Source organism: Thioclava sp. ES.031 (assembly GCF_002563775.1).
In the GTDB taxonomy this organism is placed as follows: domain Bacteria; phylum Pseudomonadota; class Alphaproteobacteria; order Rhodobacterales; family Rhodobacteraceae; genus Thioclava.
The window spans coordinates 2,669,072-2,685,690 of the sequence record NZ_PDJO01000001.1 but is presented as its reverse complement, the minus strand read 5'-3'; the positions used below and the strand labels follow the sequence as shown (position 1 = coordinate 2,685,690).

The window sequence follows — 16,619 nt, the reverse complement described above, 5'->3', positions numbered from 1 at the left end:
GCGGAATTTTTATAGCACTCATGAGTGACAAGCATGAATGCGCACGTTCATTCACCCGGGCGTGATAATAGGGAGCCGTTCAACTCCGCTCGCGCAGCGCTTCCAGCACGGCGCCGAAGGCCGAAGAAGGGCGTTGGCGGCTGGGGTAATAAAGGTGAAATCCCGGGAAATAGGGGCAATATTCCTCGAGGCAGGCTTGCAGGGCGCCGCTTTCCAGATGGGGCGCGGCGAGTCGGTCCGGCACCAGCGCCAGCCCGTGCCCGTCTATCGCTGCGTGCTGGACGAGGCCGATCGTGTTGAAACAGGCCTGACCGGAGACCTTCACCCGGATCTCGTGGCCCTCGGCATCCTCGAATTCCCAGGCATAGAGCGCGCCATGCGTCGCCAGCCGCAGGTTGATACAGTTATGCTCGCTTAGATCATGCGGGGTCTGGGGAACGCCAGCCGCTTCGAAATAGGACGGCGCGCCGACGCAGAGCATCCGCTCGTCCGGGCCGATCCGGGTGGCGATCATCCCCTCGCTCACACTGTCGCCATAGCGCACCCCGGCATCGCATTGCGCCGAGGCCAGATCGGTGAAGCCGTAATCCATCACCAGCTCGACATTGATAGAGGGGTATTGTTTGAGAAGCGGCGAGAGCTTCGGCCAAAGCACGGTCTCGATCGCGTAATCGGTCGAGACGATGCGCACCGTGCCCGTGGGCTCGTCCTGCGCGTCATCGAGGGCGCGCAGCCGTGCTTCGATCATCTCGAAACAGGGGTTGAGCGTGGCCAGAAGATCCTCGCCCTCGAGCGTCGGCGCGACCGAGCGCGTGGTGCGCGTCAGCAGCCGCAGCCCCAGCCGTTGCTCCAGCGCCTTGATCGTATGGCTCAGCGCGGATTGCGACACGTTGAGCCGCGCCGCGGCCTTGGTGAAGCTGCGCTCTTCGGCGACGGCGGCCAAGGCGATCAGATCGTTGATATTTTCGCGCAGCATGAGGGAGGCCTCGCTAAATGTTGGTGTCGCCATCGGGCGGGTCTCCCTCACGATATATGCGCGTGGTTCATGACGTCCACGGATTATTCAGCCGTGGGTCAGGCGACGTCACTCCAGATAATCCGCGTCGCTCACCTTCTCGCCCCAGGTTACGGCGGAGCCATCCACCACCTGCTGGATCGCGAAATGCGTCACATGGGTCGTGTCGGTCGCGCCATGCCAATGCTCGATGCCGGGCGGGCACCAGATCACGTCGCCCGCCTGCATCAGCTGCTTGGGCTGGCCGCGTTCCTGCACCCAGCCGGAGCCTGCCGTCACGACGAGCTTCTGGCCCGCCGGATGGGTGTGCCAGGCCGAGCGCGCGCCGGGAAGGAAGGTCACTTCGCCCGCGCTCACATCGCCCATGTCAGGGCCGAAGACGGGGGCGACGAGCGCGGTGCCGGTGAAGGTATCAGAGCTGCCGATCGTGGCCGCACGGCTCTCCGCCGGGGTCAGTTCCATCGACTGCGCGACGGCGGCGGGGGCGGCGAGAAGGACGGCGAGCGTCGTGAAGGTGCGGATCATCAGGGGTCTCCCTTGGATTGCGTTTCAATGGCAAGGCCGTGATCTCCCTGGCCTCGCTTTCATTGAGGTAAGGACCGCAGGCGCGGGGTTAATGCCGCAAAAGCCGGAAAGCCTCATGAGCAGGATTCATGGATGCTGTGCGCAAAGCGGTGATTATCTGCGGCGCGTTTCGCGGCATGTTGGAAGACAGGCGCCACCCTTGTTCCGGCGCTCTTCGTCAGTTCCCGAAAAAGGAGGCCCGAGATGTGCCAATCCTGCAATGACACGTTCCAAACCCTGACCCGCGATGGCGAGAGCCGCCGCAATTTCCTGCGCAGCGGCGCCGCGCTGGCCGCTGCCCCTTTGGCGGCGAGCGTCGCCACGCAAGCGGCCGCGCAAGAGGCCGGCGCATCGCTCGAAGCCTCCGAGGTGCAGGCTTGGGCGGCCTTCGACACGGAGGGCAGTTTCGCGCCCCATACGATCCCGCGCCGTGCGGCTGGCCCGAAGGATGTCGTGGTCGAGATCATGTATAGCTCGATCTGCCACTCGGACATCCATACCTACAAGGGCGACTGGGGGATGCCGCAGTTCCCGCTCGTGCCCGGTCACGAGATGGTCGGCCGGGTCGTCGGCATCGGCGCTGAGGTCACCAAGTTCCGCGAGGGGGATATCGCCGGGGTCGGCACGATGGTCGACAGCTGCGGCACCTGCGCCAATTGCCTGGCCGACCGCGAGCAGAACTGCCTCAACGGCACGACCTTCACCTATAATTCCGAGGACAAGATCTCGGGCGGGGTGACCTATGGCGGCTATTCCAAGAAGATCGTCGTGAAGGAAGACTTCGCGCTGCGCATCCCGCCGGGGGTCGATCTGGCCGGGTTCGCGCCGCTGCTTTGTGCTGGGATTACCACTTTCTCGCCGATCAACCACTGGGATCTGCAGCCCGGCCAGCGCTACGGCGTGATCGGCATGGGCGGTCTGGGCCATCTCGCGGTGAAGCTGGCGGCGGCGAAAGGGGCCGAGGTCGTCGTCTTCACCACCTCCGAGGACAAGATCGCCGACGCCAAGGCTTTCGGCGCCGCCGAGGCCTATCTCTGGTCCGACGAGGCCGCGATGCGGAGCCAGATGGGCAGTTTCGATCTGATGCTCTCGACGGTTCCGGTGGCCTATCCGATGCAGCAATTCCTGAACCTGCTCAAGCTCGACAAGACGCTGGTCAATGTCGGCGCGCTGTTCCCGATCGAAGGGGCGCAGGGGATGATGATGGGCTTCGGACGTCAGAGCCTCGCGGGCTCGATGACGGGCGGCATTGCCGAAACCCAGCGCGTGATTGACTTCGCCGCGCATCACGGGGTCGCGGCCACCTACGAGATGATCACCCCCGATCAGATCGGCGAAGCCTGCGAGAAGGTCGTGAACAAGCAGGCGCGCTATCGCTATGTGATCGACATGACCAAGGCCTGAAAAGGCGACTGATGAGCGCCGCTCATCTGTGGCAGTATTGCGCGGGGGGGTAATCCTCCCGCGCAATCGCGCTTAGATTTGTCTCCACCAGCAGGAGGGCATCGGCCATGAGCTTCACGAAGTTTCTGACACCCGTCGCGGCGCTATGCGTCGCCGCCAGCATGGCCTGCGCTCAGGAGACGAAAGGAGACAGCATGATCCCGATCACCGTGACCGCGGGCGAGACGGTTCTGACCGCCACGCTCGACGACACCCCTGCAGGGCGCGATTTCGCGGCGCTCATGCCGCTGGAGCTGACCCTGCGCGACTACCACGGCATCGAGAAGATCGCCGATCTGCCGCGCAAGCTCGACACCACCGGCGCGCCGCGCGCCTACGAGCCGAAGACGGGCGACATCACGCTTTATGCGCCGTGGGGCAATCTCGCGATCTTCTACAAACCTTTCGCCAACTCGCCGGGCCTCGTGCGGCTGGGCGCGTTCGACGGGTCGCTCGAGGCGCTGATGAGCAATCCGACGGTTCGGTTCGAGCGCGCGGAGTGATCGCATACGGCCCTCGCGGCGTAGATCGGTAGCCTGACCCGGAAGGAGATGCCGTGACCGCCGCCGAGCCTTTGCGAATACCAGCCGCCACCCGCGCGGCTGGCGAGGACCGTCTGACGCGGTTCGCCCCGAAGACGGGTGCGGATTACGCGCAGGGGCGCAATTTCGATCACGGGGCGGGGCGGCACTCGGCGGTCTCGCAACTGTCGCCCTATCTGCGGCGGCGTCTTGTGCTCGAGCGTGAGGCGGTGGCGCGGGCGTATCAGGCGCATGGGCCGGAGGCTGCGGAGAAATTCGTGCAGGAGGTGCTCTGGCGGGGCTATTTCAAGGGCTGGCTGGAGCATCGCCCTGAGGTCTGGGCGCGCTATCGGGACGGGTTGGCGCAAGACCTCGCCGCGCTCGACGATGCGCCCGATCTGGCCGCGCGCGTGGCCGAGGCCGAGGCGGGGCGCAGCGGGATCGCCTGTTTCGACGCGTGGGCGTGTGAGCTGCGCGAGACCGGCTATCTGCACAATCACGCCCGGATGTGGTTCGCCTCGATCTGGATTTTCACCCTGCGCTTGCCGTGGCGGATCGGGGCGGATTTCTTCTATCGCAATCTGCTCGACGGTGATCCGGCCTCGAATACGCTCAGCTGGCGCTGGGTCGCGGGGCTGCATACGCGGGGCAAGTTCTACGCCGCCGAGGCCGGAAATATCGCGCGCTATACCGGAGGGCGGTTCGCGCCCGATCCCGCGCAATTGGCGAAGGTGAGCGCGGGGCTGGAGGCGGAAGAACCCGAGGGGCTGCCCCCGGTCACGCCATTGCGCGCGCCGCGCGCCCCGCAGCCGGGATTGCCCACGGCGCTTCTGATCACCGAGGAAGATTGTCGCATCGAGGATTTCGATCTGAGCGCGTTCGATCTGCGTGGGGCCGCGACCCTCAGCGCCAGCCACCTGCGCTCGCCGCGCAAGGTGGCGCCGCATGTCCCGCGGTTCGAACGCGACGCGCTCGCCGATGCTGCTGAGCGCGCCGGGGTGCCGGACGTGCAACGCCTGAACGCCGGTGATCCGTCAGTGCTGGTCGAATGGGCGCGAAGCCTCGGCGTGCGGCAACTCGTGACGCCCTACATTCCGGTCGGACCGCTCGGCGATTGGCGCGAGAGTGCGGAGGCGGCGCTGGGCGGGTTCGACATCGCGCTGTGCGAGCTGACGCGGGAGTGGGATCGCGTGATCTGGCCCCATGCCACGGCCGGGTTCTTCAAGGTCAAAAAGAAACTCCCCCAAATCCTTGCAGAGCTCGGCCTGGCCTGAGGGCAGGGGGAATTGCGCGCGCCCTTGCCGATCATCGCCGAGTGATCGCGCATCTTCGGAATTTTCCTAGTCATCTCAAAGCTTTTGGGCTACGATTCCGATCAGACCCGGAAAACGGGCGTATTCGAGGCAGTAACGGCAGTATAGCCCATGACAGAAATGGCATTCGGCACCGTCCCCGTGCGGGCCGGTGAACCCGTCCTACCGAAATGGTGGCGCACGATCGACAAATGGGCGCTCGGCGCCGTTTTGGCGTTGTTCGGCCTTGGAATGTTGCTGGGGCTCGCAGCCTCGGTGCCGCTGGCAGAGCGCAACGGCCTTGAGCCCTTCTATTACGTCAAGCGACAGGCCTTCTTCGGGGTGGTGGCGCTGGGCGTGATGCTGGGCATCTCGATGCTCGACCCGAAACAGGTGCGCAGGCTGGGCGTGATCGGCTTCGTCGGCGCCTTCGTCGCGGTGATGCTGCTGCCGGTGCTGGGCACCGATTTCGGCAAGGGCGCGGTGCGGTGGTATTCCTTCGGCTTCGCCTCGATCCAGCCGTCCGAATTCCTCAAGCCCGGTTTCGTCATCATCTCCGGCTGGTTCATGGCCGCAGCCCATGACGTCGGTGGGCCCAAGGGGCGGCTCTATTCCTTCCTGCTGATGGTCATCATCGTGGTGGCGCTCGCGCTGCAGCCCGATTTCGGGCAGGCCTCGCTGGTGCTGTTCGCCTGGTCGGTGATGTATTTCATCTCGGGCGCACCGATTGCGCTGCTCACGGGGATCGGGGCGCTGACCGTGGCGGGCGGCTTCTTCGCCTATAACTTTTCGGAACACTTCGCGCGCCGGATCAACGGCTTCCTGTCGACGGATGTCGATCCGCGCACCCAGATCGGCTACGCGACGAACGCCATTCAAGAGGGCGGGTTCTTCGGCGTCGGCGTGGGGCAGGGCTCGGTGAAATGGTCGCTGCCCGATGCGCATACCGACTTCATCATCGCCGTCGCGGCCGAAGAATACGGCCTGATCCTCGTTCTGGTCATCATCGCGCTTTATGCGACGGTCGTGATCCGGTCGCTGCTGCGCCTGATGCGCGAGCGCGATCCCTTCACCCGACTCGCAGGCGCGGGTCTGGCCTGCGCCTTCGGCGTTCAGGCGATCATCAATATGGGCGTCGCGGTGCGCCTTCTGCCCGCGAAAGGCATGACTTTGCCGTTCGTCAGCTACGGGGGCTCTTCGGTCATTGCTTCGGGGATTGCGGTGGGTATGTTGCTCGCGCTGACTCGGACCCGGCCGCAGGGACAGATTTCGGATATTCTCGCCCGTCGCGGTCGCTAAAACCCTCAGGAGGGGGACATGGCCAAGGACACGACCCCGCTACTGCTGATCGCCGCTGGCGGCACCGGCGGGCATATGTTCCCCGCACAGGCGCTGGCCGAGGCGATGGTGCGCCGGGGCTGGCGCGTCAAGCTGTCCACGGATGCGCGCGGGGCGCGCTACGCGGGCGGCTTTCCCCATACGGTGACGGTGGAGCAGATCGCCTCGGCGACATTCGCACGCGGCGGCGCGCTCGGGAAACTTGGCGTGCCGTTCAAGATCGCGGGCGGCGTGGCCTCCGCGATCCGCAAGAACCTGTCGGACAAGCCGACGGTGGTGGTGGGCTTCGGCGGCTATCCGACGATCCCGGCGCTGTCCTCGGCGGTGGTGCTGGGCATCCCCCGTGCCATTCACGAACAGAACGGCATCATGGGCAAGGTCAACCGCGTCTTCGCCAAGAAGGTGAACCGCTTCGCCTGCGGCACCTGGCCGACCGATCTGCCCGAGGGGGTGCAGGGCGAGCATACGGGCAACCCAGTGCGGGCTGCCGTGCTGGAGCGGGCGGGCGCGGCCTATATCCCGCCGGGCGATTACCCGATGTCGGTCCTCGTGATCGGCGGCTCTCAGGGCGCGCGCATCCTCTCGGACACGGTGCCGGCGGCGATGGCGAGCCTTCCGCAAGCCGCCCGCGCCAACCTGCGCGTCTCCCATCAGGCGCGCCCCGAAGATCTCGACCGGGTCGTGGCCGCCTATGACGCGGCGGGCATCAGCGCCGAGGTCGAACCCTTCTTCAACGACGTGCCGCGCCGTCTCAGCGAATGCCAGCTGGTGATTTCGCGCGCCGGTGCGTCCTCGGTCGCGGATATCTCCGTCATCGGCCGTCCCGCGATCCTGATCCCCTATGCCGCCGCCGCGGGCGATCACCAGGCGGCCAATGCGCGCGGTCTGGCCAAGACCGGCGGCGCGATCACCATCCCCGAGAGCCAGCTTTCGACCGAGAGCCTCGCGGAGCAAATTTCACTGGTGCTGGACAACCCCGAGGGTGCGCTGCAGATGTCGCGCGCCGCCCTCTCCTACGGGGTGCCGGACGCCACCGAGCGGCTCGTCGCCCTCGTCGAAGACCTAGCAGGAAAGACCAAATGAACGCGACCAAACTGCCCGGAGAACTCGGCCCCATCCATTTCGTCGGTATCGGCGGGATCGGCATGTCTGGCATCGCCGAAGTGCTGATGACGCAAGGCTTCACGGTTCAGGGCTCGGATGCGAAATCCTCCAAGATCACCGACCGTCTGGCGAAGCTGGGCGCGACCATCTTCGAGGGCCAGCGCGCCGAGAATATCGGTGAGGCGGGCGTCGTGGTGATCTCCACCGCGATCAAGCCGGGCAATCCCGAGCTGGAAGAGGCGCGCCGCCGCGGTCTTCCGGTCGTGCGCCGCGCCGAGATGCTGGCCGAGTTGATGCGCCTGAAATCGAACATCGCGATCGGCGGCACCCACGGCAAGACGACGACCACGACGATGGTCGCGACGCTTCTGGACAAGGGCAATTTCGATCCGACCGTGATCAATGGCGGGATCATCCACGCCTATGGCTCGAACGCGCGCGCAGGCGCGGGCGAGTGGATGGTGGTCGAGGCCGACGAGAGCGACGGCTCGTTCAACCGTCTGCCCGCGACCATCGCCATCGTCACCAATATCGACCCCGAGCATATGGAGCATTGGGGCTCTTTCGATGCGCTGCGCAAAGGGTTTTACGATTTCGTCTCGAATATCCCGTTCTACGGGTTGGCTGTCTGCTGCACCGATCACCCGGAAGTGCAGACGCTGGTCGGCAAACTCAATGACCGCCGCGTCGTGACCTTCGGCTTCAACGCGCAGGCCGATATTCGTGCGATCAACCTGCACTACGATGCTGGCGTCGCGCATTTCGACATCGCGCTGCAGGGCGAAGAGGGCAAACCGGTGATCGAGGGCTGCACCCTGCCGATGCCGGGCGATCATAACGTCTCGAACGCGCTGGCCGCCGTCGCGGTGGCGCGTCACCTCGGGATGAAGATGGGCGAGATCAAGGAGGCTTTGGCGAGCTTCGGCGGCGTCAACCGGCGCTTCACCAAGGTCGGCGACGTGCTGGGCGGGGTCACGCTCATCGACGATTACGGCCACCACCCGGTCGAGATCGCCGCCGTGCTGAAAGCCGCGCGTCAGGCGGTGAAGCCCGGTGCGCGGGTGATCGCGGTCCACCAGCCGCACCGCTATTCGCGTCTGCATTCGCTGTTCGACGATTTCTGCACCTGTTTCAACGAGGCCGATGTGGTCGCCATCGCCGAGGTCTTCTCGGCGGGCGAGGAGCCGATCGAAGGGGCGACGCGCGACGATCTGGTCGCCGGGCTGATCGCGCATGGTCACCGTCATGCTCGTGCCATTTTGTCGGAGGATGATCTGGCTCGGCTGGTGCGTGAACAGGCGCGTCCCGGCGATATCGTCGTCTGCCTCGGGGCGGGGACGATCTCGACCTGGGCGAACAACCTGCCTGCGAAGCTGGGGGGCTGAGCAGGCGCCGGGGTGACCCGGCACGACATCAAGAAAGTTTGCGGCGCTGCCACGTCGTCTTATGTGGGCAAGAAGGGCCGCGTCATGCGTGACGAGACGCATCTGAAACGCCGATTGGGTCCGTGGCTGATGACCGGCTACGGGGTCGGCGTCATGGTCGGTGCGGGCATCTATGTGCTGGTCGGCGCGGTCGCCGCGCAGGCCGGGATCTGGGCGCCGCTGGCTTTCGTGCTGGCGGGGCTGATCGCGGCGCCGTCGGCGCTCTCCTATGCCGAACTGTCCTCGCGCATCCCCGAAGCCGCTGGAGAGGCCGCCTTTGTCGAGGAAGGGCTGCGCAGCCACGCGCTGGCTCTGATCGTGGGGCTTGGCATCGTGGTTGCGGGGACGGTGTCGGCTGCGGCGGTGCTGCGTGGTGGGGCGGGCTATTTGACGCTGCTGGTGCCGCTGCCGGTCGAGGGCGTGATGATCGCCTTCGGGCTGGTGCTGATCGGCGTGGCGTGCCTCGGCGTGCTGGAATCCGTGGGGCTCGCCGTGGCGCTGACGCTGGTCGAGGTGGTCGGGCTCGCGCTGGTGATCTGGGCGGGGGTCTCCGCCGATCCGAGCACCGATCTCACGCCGCTGCCCGCGCCGCATTGGGCCGGGATCGCGGCCGCCGCGTCGCTCGCTTTCTTCGCCTTCATCGGCTTCGAGGACATGGTGAACATGTCCGAGGAGATGCGCGACCCGATCCGCGACATGCCGCGCGCGATCCTCGCCGCGCTTGCGATCACCGCCGTTCTCTATCTGACCGTAAGCTACGCTGCCGTGCGCGCGGTGCCGCTGGCCGACCTTGCCCGCTCCGAGCAGCCGCTGGCGCTGGTCTGGCAATCGGCGGGGCACGGGCCGGGCATCCTCGCCGCGATCGCGGTGGCGGCGGCGTTGAACGGGGTCTTGGCGCAGGTGGTGATGGCGGCGCGCGTGCTGTTCGGTCTCGGCCGCCGCAGCCCTGCGCTGTCGGTCTTCCATCAGGCGCATCCGCGCTTCGGCACGCCGGTCCTCGCGACTCTTCTTTGCGGTATGGCGATGATTGCACTTGCGCTCGCCGCTCCGGTCGAGCAATTGGCCGGCATCACGTCGAAGGTGCTTCTGGGCGTCTTCCTTCTCGTTAACTTGTCTCTCGCCGCGCTGAAAAGCCGGTCCGACTATGCGCCGTTCAAGGTGCCGATGGCGGTGCCGGTGGTGGGCGCATTGGTCGCCGGAGCGGCCCTGATCGCAGCCCTGGGAGGTTTCTCATGACCGTCTCGCTCGTTCTCGCCTGTGTCTGGGCGCTCGTCGCCACGCTGATCGCGATGGGGCCGAGGCGGTTCCATTGGCCGGGCGCCTGGGGGTTGATCGCGGTGGGCGTGCCGCTGGTGGGCTGGGTGACGTTTCAGAACGGCCCGATCTGGGGGCTGCTGGTTCTGGCGGGTGGCATGTCTGTGCTGCGCTGGCCGGTCATTTTCCTTGTCCGTGCGCTGCGCGGCACGCGCGACACCGCCGAATGAGATAGGCAGCGCTTGCCTCGCCGCGCGCGCGAGGCTACGTCATCGGCCATGACAGATTGCCCTTCGACCTATACCCCGCGCGGCGCGCTGACGCCGAACCGTCCGCTCGACTCGCTGACCTGGCTGCGCGTGGGCGGCCCGGCGGACTGGCTGTTCCAGCCTGCCGACGAGGAGGACCTTGCAGAGTTCCTCAAAGGGCTGCCCGAGGAGATCGCGGTCTTCCCGATGGGCGTAGGCTCGAACCTGATCGTGCGCGACGGTGGTCTGCGGGCGGTGGTGATCCGGATGGGGCGGGGCTTCAACGGCATCGCCTGCGAGGGCGACACGGTCACCGCAGGCGCCGCGGCGCTCGACGCCCATGTCGCGCGCAAGGCGGCGCAGGCGGGGCTCGATCTGACCTTCCTGCGCACCATTCCCGGCGCGATCGGCGGGGCGGTGCGGATGAACGCGGGCTGCTACGGCACCTATGTCGCCGATCACCTGATCGAAGCGCGCGCGATCACGCGGGCAGGGGAGCGGGTCACGCTCACGCCCGGGGATCTGAACTTCGCCTACCGTCAGAGCGACCTGCCCGAAGGCTGGGTGCTGATCGGCGCGACTTTCCGCGCGGAGGCGGGCGAGCCGGAGGCGCTCGAGGCGCAGATGGCCGATCAGCTCGCCAAGCGCGACGCGACCCAGCCCACCAAGGAGCGCACCGCCGGATCGACCTTCCGCAACCCTGCCGGTTTCTCTTCGACGGGGCGGGCCGATGACACGCATGAGTTGAAGGCGTGGAAGGTCATCGACGATGCCGGAATGCGCGGCGCGCGCATCGGCGGCGCGCAAATGTCGGAAAAACACAGCAACTTTATGATCAACACTGGCGGGGCGACCGCGGCCGATCTCGAAAATCTCGGGGAAGAGGTGCGCAAAAAGGTTGTGCAATCGAGCGGAATTTCGCTAGAGTGGGAAATCATGCGTGTAGGAGAATTCGAGGCGTAAGACCTCCACCCTGCAACGCAATTACCGGACGGGGGCCAACCCCCGCATGAGGCGAAAGTAGCGGGTATGTCGAGCAGGGCATCCCACCGTGTGGCGGTTCTTCTGGGCGGCCCTTCTGCTGAGCGGGAGGTGTCTCTGTCCTCGGGGCGCGAATGCGCCAAGGCGTTGCGCACGGCGGGTTTCGAAGTGATCGAGATCGACGCGGGAGAGGATCTTCCGCAACGGCTGAGCGATGCCGTGCCCGGTTGCGTTTTCAATGCTTTGCATGGTCGCTGGGGCGAGGATGGCTGCGTTCAGGGCATGCTCGAATGGCTCCGCATTCCTTATACGCATTCCGGTGTACTGGCCTCGGCGCTGGCGATGGACAAGGCGCGCGCCAAGCAGGCCTATGCCGCCGCGAACCTGCCCATCGTGCAATCCGTGATCGCGACCAAGGACGACGTGATGGCGCGCCATGTGCTGCCCGCGCCGTATGTCGTGAAGCCAAATAACGAGGGCTCTTCGGTCGGTGTCTATCTGGTGATGGACGGGGCGAACTCGCCGCCGCAACTGTCGGCCGAGATGCCCGAAGAGGTGATGGTCGAGACCTACGCCCCGGGCCGCGAACTGACCGTTTCCGTGATGGGCGATCGCGCGCTCTGTGTGACCGAGATCATCACCGAGGGCTGGTACGACTATGACGCGAAATACCGCCCCGGCGGCTCGCGTCACGTTCTGCCCGCCGAAATCCCCGTCGAGATCACCGAAGCCTGCCTCGATTACGCGGTCCGCGCGCATCAGGTGCTGGGCTGCCGGGGGCTCTCGCGCACCGATTTCCGCTGGGACGAGGGCAGGGGGCTCGCCGGTCTGGTGCTGCTGGAGACCAACACCCAGCCGGGCATGACGCCCACTTCGCTTTCGCCCGAACAGGCCGCCCATTGCGGCATCGACTTCCCCGAGCTCTGCGCGTGGTTGGTGGAGGACGCCTCATGCGGCCGCTGAACGGGACCCCGCCGCGCGAGGCCCCCGGGCATCGCCAAGGCCCCTCGGGCGGTAGGGGGCCGCGCGTCTATCAGCGCTCCAAGCGTCCCGCCCGTCGCGATCCCGCGCCCTCGCGGCTGGCTTTCAAGCTCGAGCGTCTGTGGCTCACGCCTGCGGTGCGCGCCTTCACCCGGATCGGTGTGCCGATTGTTCTGATCGTCGCGGGCCTCGGAGTATGGCTCGGCGATCCGGGCCGCCGCGCCGATCTCGTCGCGCAGGTGCAGGATGTGAAGGACGCGATCGAGCACCGCCCCGAATTCATGGTCAAGCTGCTCAAGATCGAAGGCGCCAGCCCCGAGGTCGCCCATGCCGTGCGCGCGATGCTGCCGGTGGGGCTGCCCGCGTCCAGCTTCGATATCGACCTCGACGCCTATCGCGACACGATCCGTCGCCTCGATGCGGTGGCCGATGCACGGCTGGTGATCCGCCCGGGCGGTGTGCTCGAGGCCGACGTGACCGAGCGCGTGCCCGCAATCCTCTGGCGCCAACCTGCGGGTCTCGAGATGCTCGATGCGTCGGGCCACCGGGTCGCCACGCTGATTTCCCGCGAAGCGCGCCCCGACCTGCCGGTGATTTCCGGCATGGGCGCGGATAAGGCGGTGCCCGAGGCGCTGGAAATCATTGCCGATGCCGGTCCGCTTCTGCCGCGTCTGCGCGGGCTGGAACGGCTGGGCGAGCGCCGCTGGGACATGGTGCTCGATCATAACCAGCGCATCATGCTGCCCGAGACAGATCCCGTCGCCGCACTCGACCGCATCCTCGCGCTCAACACCGCCGAGGATCTGCTCGCCCGCGATTTCACCGTGATTGATTTTCGAAACAAGGACCGTCCGACGATCCGGCTCAGCGATAACGCGCTCGCCGAATTCCGCCGGGTGCAGTCTGACATTCTCAAAGCGAGGGCCACGCAATGACCGATCTCTACGAGTTCCAGCGCGCAATGCGCAACATGCGTAAGGCAGCGATGCAACGGGGCGTGATCGCGCTTCTCGATATCGGCAGTTCCAAGATCGCCTGCCTCGTTCTGAAATTCGACAATCCCAACGGGTCCGAGGACGAGGACTCGCTGGCCGGGCACGCCTCGGTGCGGGTGATCGGGGCCGCGACGACCCGTTCGCGCGGCGTGCGCTTCGGCGAAATCGACGCGATGGCAGAGACCGAACGCGCGATCCGGACCGCCGTGCAGGCCGCGCAGAAGATGGCCAATACCCGCGTCGATCACGTCATCGCCTGCTTCGCCGGTGCCGAGCCGCGCTCCTACGGGCTGGCGGGCGAGATCGAAGTGCAGGGCGATCAGGTCACCGAGGTCGATGTGAGCCGCGTGCTGGCGTCGTGCGATATCCCGCCGCTCGGGGCAGGGCGCGAGGTGCTGCATGCGCAGCCGGTGAACTTCGCGCTCGATCACCGCTCGGGTCTGGCCGATCCGCGGGGCCATGCGGGGCAGCGCCTCGCGGTCGACATGCATCTGCTGACCGTCTCCGACACCGCGATCCAGAACCTTATCTATTGCATCCGGCGCTGCGATCTCGAACTCGCGGGTATCGCAAGCTCTGCCTATGTGTCGGGCGTCTCCAGCCTCGTCGAAGACGAGCAGGAACTGGGCGCGGCCTGCATCGACATGGGCGGCGGCGCGACCGGCGTGTCGATCTTCATGAAGAAACACATGATCTATGCCGACGCGGTGCGGCTGGGCGGCGAGCATGTCACCCGCGACATCGCGGCGGGGCTGCGGGTGCCGATGTCGGTGGCCGAGCGGATCAAGACCTTCCACGGCGGCGTCGTCGCCACCGGCATGGACGATCGCGAGATGATCGAGCTGGGCGGCGACTCCGGCGACTGGGAGAAGGACCGCCGCCAGGTTAGCCGCGCCGAACTGATCGGAATAATGCGCCCGCGGGTCGAAGAGATCCTCGAAGACGTGCGCGCGATCCTCGATGCCGCGGGCTTCGAGCATCTGCCCTCGAAGCAGATCGTGCTGACGGGCGGGGCGAGCCAGATCCCCGGTCTCGACGGGCTGGCTGCGCGAATCCTCGGCCAGAATGTGCGGCTCGGACGGCCGATGCGGGTGCAGGGTCTGCCGCAGGCCGCGACCGGGTCGGGCTTCTCTTCCGTGGTGGGTCTGTCGCTTTTCGCGGCGCATCCGCAAGACGAGTGGTGGGATTTCGAGATGCCCCCCGAAACGCTGGGCGGGCGCTCGCTGCGTCGGGCCATCCGCTGGTTCCGCGATAATTGGTGAAATGTTGCAAAAGTGAAAATCGACTGATCTCAGACGCCTGTCGCGCGAACTTCAAGTTCGCGTAGCGGCGGCGGTCTGACTGCATCATCCACACAATATCCTGACGCTTGCGCGAAATACCGCTGGTAACGGAATCTGGAGCTCCAGATTTTGTGGTCCGAAGCGGTTTTTTGCGTGACGCTGCGGCGATTCATCGCTAAAATCGGTCTAATTTCCATTGAAATCGGCCTGGGACAGGGTCGGGCAGCAACAACAGGCGGACATACCACATGGCGTTGAATTTGATGATGTCAGAGCACGAGGACCTGAAGCCCCGGATCACCGTATTCGGCGTCGGGGGCGCGGGCGGGAACGCGGTCAACAACATGATCGAGCAGCAGCTCGAGGGCGTGGAATTCGTGGTTGCGAATACCGACGCTCAAGCGCTGCAGCAGTCCAAGTCGCAGGCCCGGGTCCAGATGGGCACCAAGGTCACCGAGGGTCTGGGCGCCGGCGCGCGTCCCACCGTGGGTGCCGCGGCCGCCGAAGAGAGCATCGAGGCGATCGTCGACCATCTCGCCGGCGCGCATATGTGCTTCATCACCGCCGGCATGGGCGGCGGCACCGGCACCGGGGCGGCTCCGATCATCGCGCAAGCCGCGCGTGAGTTGGGCGTGCTGACCGTCGGCGTCGTGACCAAGCCGTTCCAGTTCGAAGGCTCCAAGCGGATGCGTCAGGCCGAGCAGGGCCTCGAAGAGCTCCAGAAGGTCGTCGACACGCTGATCATCATTCCGAACCAGAACCTGTTCCGTCTGGCCAATGAGAAGACCACCTTCACCGAAGCCTTCTCGATGGCGGACGACGTTCTGTATCAGGGCGTGAAGGGTGTGACCGACCTGATGGTCCGTCCGGGCCTGATCAACCTCGACTTCGCCGACGTGCGCGCGGTGATGGACGAGATGGGCAAGGCGATGATGGGCACCGGCGAGGCGACGGGCGAAGATCGCGCGGTTCAGGCCGCCGAGAAGGCCATCGCGAACCCGCTCCTCGACGAGATCTCGCTGGCAGGCGCCAAGGGCGTGCTGATCAACATCACCGGCGGCTACGACCTGACGCTGTTCGAACTCGACGAAGCGGCCAACCGCATTCGCGAAGAGGTCGATGCGGATGCCAACATCATCGTCGGCTCGACGCTGGACCCCGAAATGGAAGGCGCGATGCGCGTCTCCGTGGTCGCGACCGGTATAGACGCGCTGGCCACCCCGGCAGAAGTTCCGGTGCCGCGCCGCACGCTCGCCGAGCCGCTGAAGCCCGCGGAAACCGCAGCCGAGGCCACCATCGAGCATGCACCCGCTCCGGCGCCGCAGCCCGCTCCGGCCCCGCAGCCCGCGCCGCAACAGGCACCGGCCGCTCAGGCAGCCCCGCAGCCCGCGCCGCAACCGCAGCAGGCCGCACAAGAGCGGACCCTGTTCGACGCGCCCGCAGCCCGCGCCACGATGGAGCAGCCGCGCGCTCAGGAAGCCGCTGACGACCTGCCGCCGCCGGCCTATCGTCCGCAGCCCGCGCCCGCGCAGGATCTGCATGTCGAAGACGGCGCGCATGACTATGTCGCACCGCGTCCGCGGCAGCCCGGCACCCCGTCGCCGGAAGCCCTGCGTCGTCTCGAGGCGGCGGTGAACAAGGCTCCGTCGAGCGCGCCCGCGCAGCGTCCGATGGCGGCGACTCGCCCGGCCGCACCGCAGCAGCCGCAACCGCAGCCGCAGGCAGAGCGTCCGCGCTTTGGCATCAACTCGCTGATCAATCGCATGACCGGCCACGGCCATGCCGAGCAGGGCCACGCGCCCCAGCAGCCCGCTCCGCAGCAGCCCGCGCCGCAGCAGCGTCCGCAGACCGCTCAGCCGCGCGCCGAAAGCTATGACGACGAGCAATCCGAGGATCAGGATCGTATCGAGATCCCGGCATTCCTGCGCCGTCAGGCGAATTAATCGCTCACAAAGTCTTCACGAAACGTCGAAAAAGGCCTGCGAGAGCGGGCCTTTTTCTATTCTAAATCAGGGATTTATGTGCGTTTGCGCGGCGTTCCGCCTGATCGCGGACGCAATGTTTCAGGCCGTTACAAAGAGTGAATTGTTAACCCCGCCGTCTCTGACTAACTGATGCTGCGGCTCTCGGACCCGTGTGTTCGTGGATCGCCAGAGAAAAAAGTTGTGAGGTTATC

At 66.2% G+C, this 16,619-nt stretch carries 15 protein-coding genes; 13 read left to right on the top strand and 2 right to left on the bottom strand.

Going from position 1 to position 16,619, the window contains the following annotated elements; all coding sequences use genetic code 11:
• Positions 1-79: 79 nt before the first annotated feature.
• Positions 80-976 (bottom strand): LysR family transcriptional regulator, encoded by an 897-nt coding sequence (locus tag AXZ77_RS12795; RefSeq protein ID WP_098411436.1) that lies wholly within the window; start codon positions 974-976, stop codon positions 80-82.
• A gap of 108 nt (positions 977-1,084) precedes the next feature.
• A complete protein-coding gene (locus AXZ77_RS12790) occupies positions 1,085-1,540 on the bottom strand; it encodes a cupin domain-containing protein (protein ID WP_098411435.1) in 456 nt (151 codons plus the stop codon).
• A gap of 243 nt (positions 1,541-1,783) precedes the next feature.
• Between AXZ77_RS12790 and AXZ77_RS12785 the strand changes: the two genes are divergently transcribed.
• The 13 genes from AXZ77_RS12785 (at position 1,784) to ftsZ (ending at position 16,386) form a co-directional block, all read left to right on the top strand.
• Positions 1,784-2,983 (top strand): NAD(P)-dependent alcohol dehydrogenase, encoded by a 1,200-nt coding sequence (locus AXZ77_RS12785; protein WP_098411434.1) that lies wholly within the window; start codon positions 1,784-1,786, stop codon positions 2,981-2,983.
• 107 nt (positions 2,984-3,090) lie between these two features.
• Positions 3,091-3,525 (top strand): cyclophilin-like fold protein, encoded by a 435-nt coding sequence (locus AXZ77_RS12780; protein ID WP_255266496.1) that lies wholly within the window; start codon positions 3,091-3,093, stop codon positions 3,523-3,525.
• Between the two features lie 53 nt (positions 3,526-3,578).
• Positions 3,579-4,817 (top strand): FAD-binding domain-containing protein, encoded by a 1,239-nt coding sequence (locus tag AXZ77_RS12775; RefSeq protein ID WP_255266495.1) that lies wholly within the window; start codon positions 3,579-3,581, stop codon positions 4,815-4,817.
• A gap of 150 nt (positions 4,818-4,967) precedes the next feature.
• On the top strand, positions 4,968-6,134 hold the full coding sequence (locus AXZ77_RS12770) for a putative peptidoglycan glycosyltransferase FtsW (protein ID WP_098411433.1): 1,167 nt from the start codon (positions 4,968-4,970) through the stop codon (positions 6,132-6,134).
• An 18-nt stretch (positions 6,135-6,152) separates the two neighbouring features.
• Positions 6,153-7,256, top strand: coding sequence for a UDP-N-acetylglucosamine--N-acetylmuramyl-(pentapeptide) pyrophosphoryl-undecaprenol N-acetylglucosamine transferase (locus AXZ77_RS12765; protein WP_098411432.1), 1,104 nt, complete (start codon positions 6,153-6,155; stop codon positions 7,254-7,256).
• A complete protein-coding gene (gene murC / locus AXZ77_RS12760) occupies positions 7,253-8,662 on the top strand; it encodes a UDP-N-acetylmuramate--L-alanine ligase (protein WP_098411431.1) in 1,410 nt (469 codons plus the stop codon). Before AXZ77_RS12765 ends, murC begins: the two co-directional genes overlap by 4 nt.
• An 84-nt stretch (positions 8,663-8,746) precedes the next feature.
• Positions 8,747-9,937, top strand: coding sequence for an APC family permease (locus AXZ77_RS12755; RefSeq protein ID WP_098412547.1), 1,191 nt, complete (start codon positions 8,747-8,749; stop codon positions 9,935-9,937).
• Positions 9,934-10,185 carry a DUF2484 family protein gene (locus tag AXZ77_RS12750; protein ID WP_098411430.1) on the top strand — a complete coding sequence of 84 codons (252 nt, stop codon included), beginning with the start codon at positions 9,934-9,936 and terminating at the stop codon, positions 10,183-10,185. The genes AXZ77_RS12755 and AXZ77_RS12750 overlap by 4 nt, the downstream gene beginning before the upstream one ends.
• A gap of 48 nt (positions 10,186-10,233) precedes the next feature.
• Positions 10,234-11,166: a UDP-N-acetylmuramate dehydrogenase gene (gene murB / locus AXZ77_RS12745; protein ID WP_098411429.1), complete on the top strand. Its 933-nt coding sequence runs from the start codon at positions 10,234-10,236 to the stop codon at positions 11,164-11,166.
• A 66-nt stretch (positions 11,167-11,232) separates the two neighbouring features.
• On the top strand, positions 11,233-12,147 hold the full coding sequence (locus AXZ77_RS12740) for a D-alanine--D-alanine ligase (protein ID WP_098411428.1): 915 nt from the start codon (positions 11,233-11,235) through the stop codon (positions 12,145-12,147).
• The gene (locus AXZ77_RS12735) at positions 12,135-13,100 is read left to right on the top strand and encodes a cell division protein FtsQ/DivIB (RefSeq protein ID WP_098411427.1); all 966 of its coding nucleotides are present in this window, start codon (positions 12,135-12,137) and stop codon (positions 13,098-13,100) included. The genes AXZ77_RS12740 and AXZ77_RS12735 overlap by 13 nt, the downstream gene beginning before the upstream one ends.
• Complete coding sequence (gene ftsA / locus AXZ77_RS12730; protein WP_078522995.1) at positions 13,097-14,422, top strand: cell division protein FtsA; 1,326 nt, start codon at positions 13,097-13,099, stop codon at positions 14,420-14,422. The genes AXZ77_RS12735 and ftsA overlap by 4 nt, the downstream gene beginning before the upstream one ends.
• 269 nt (positions 14,423-14,691) lie before the next feature.
• Positions 14,692-16,386: a cell division protein FtsZ gene (ftsZ, locus tag AXZ77_RS12725; protein WP_098411426.1), complete on the top strand. Its 1,695-nt coding sequence runs from the start codon at positions 14,692-14,694 to the stop codon at positions 16,384-16,386.
• Positions 16,387-16,619: the final 233 nt, after the last annotated feature.

What these genes read in the sequence shown, in the direction of transcription:
- AXZ77_RS12750 (WP_098411430.1), top strand. Translation starts at nt 9,934, where the DNA reads ATGACCGTCTCGCTCGTTCTCGCCTGTGTCTGGGCGCTCGTCGCCACG.
- AXZ77_RS12740 (WP_098411428.1), top strand. Translation starts at nt 11,233, where the DNA reads ATGTCGAGCAGGGCATCCCACCGTGTGGCGGTTCTTCTGGGCGGCCCT.
- murC (WP_098411431.1), top strand. Translation starts at nt 7,253, where the DNA reads ATGAACGCGACCAAACTGCCCGGAGAACTCGGCCCCATCCATTTCGTC.
- AXZ77_RS12765 (WP_098411432.1), top strand. Translation starts at nt 6,153, where the DNA reads ATGGCCAAGGACACGACCCCGCTACTGCTGATCGCCGCTGGCGGCACC.
- AXZ77_RS12770 (WP_098411433.1), top strand. Translation starts at nt 4,968, where the DNA reads ATGACAGAAATGGCATTCGGCACCGTCCCCGTGCGGGCCGGTGAACCC.
- murB (WP_098411429.1), top strand. Translation starts at nt 10,234, where the DNA reads ATGACAGATTGCCCTTCGACCTATACCCCGCGCGGCGCGCTGACGCCG.
- AXZ77_RS12755 (WP_098412547.1), top strand. Translation starts at nt 8,747, where the DNA reads ATGCGTGACGAGACGCATCTGAAACGCCGATTGGGTCCGTGGCTGATG.
- AXZ77_RS12735 (WP_098411427.1), top strand. Translation starts at nt 12,135, where the DNA reads ATGCGGCCGCTGAACGGGACCCCGCCGCGCGAGGCCCCCGGGCATCGC.
- AXZ77_RS12790 (WP_098411435.1), bottom strand. Translation starts at nt 1,540, where the DNA reads ATGATCCGCACCTTCACGACGCTCGCCGTCCTTCTCGCCGCCCCCGCC.
- AXZ77_RS12785 (WP_098411434.1), top strand. Translation starts at nt 1,784, where the DNA reads ATGTGCCAATCCTGCAATGACACGTTCCAAACCCTGACCCGCGATGGC.
- AXZ77_RS12795 (WP_098411436.1), bottom strand. Translation starts at nt 976, where the DNA reads ATGCTGCGCGAAAATATCAACGATCTGATCGCCTTGGCCGCCGTCGCC.
- ftsA (WP_078522995.1), top strand. Translation starts at nt 13,097, where the DNA reads ATGACCGATCTCTACGAGTTCCAGCGCGCAATGCGCAACATGCGTAAG.
- AXZ77_RS12780 (WP_255266496.1), top strand. Translation starts at nt 3,091, where the DNA reads ATGAGCTTCACGAAGTTTCTGACACCCGTCGCGGCGCTATGCGTCGCC.
- ftsZ (WP_098411426.1), top strand. Translation starts at nt 14,692, where the DNA reads ATGGCGTTGAATTTGATGATGTCAGAGCACGAGGACCTGAAGCCCCGG.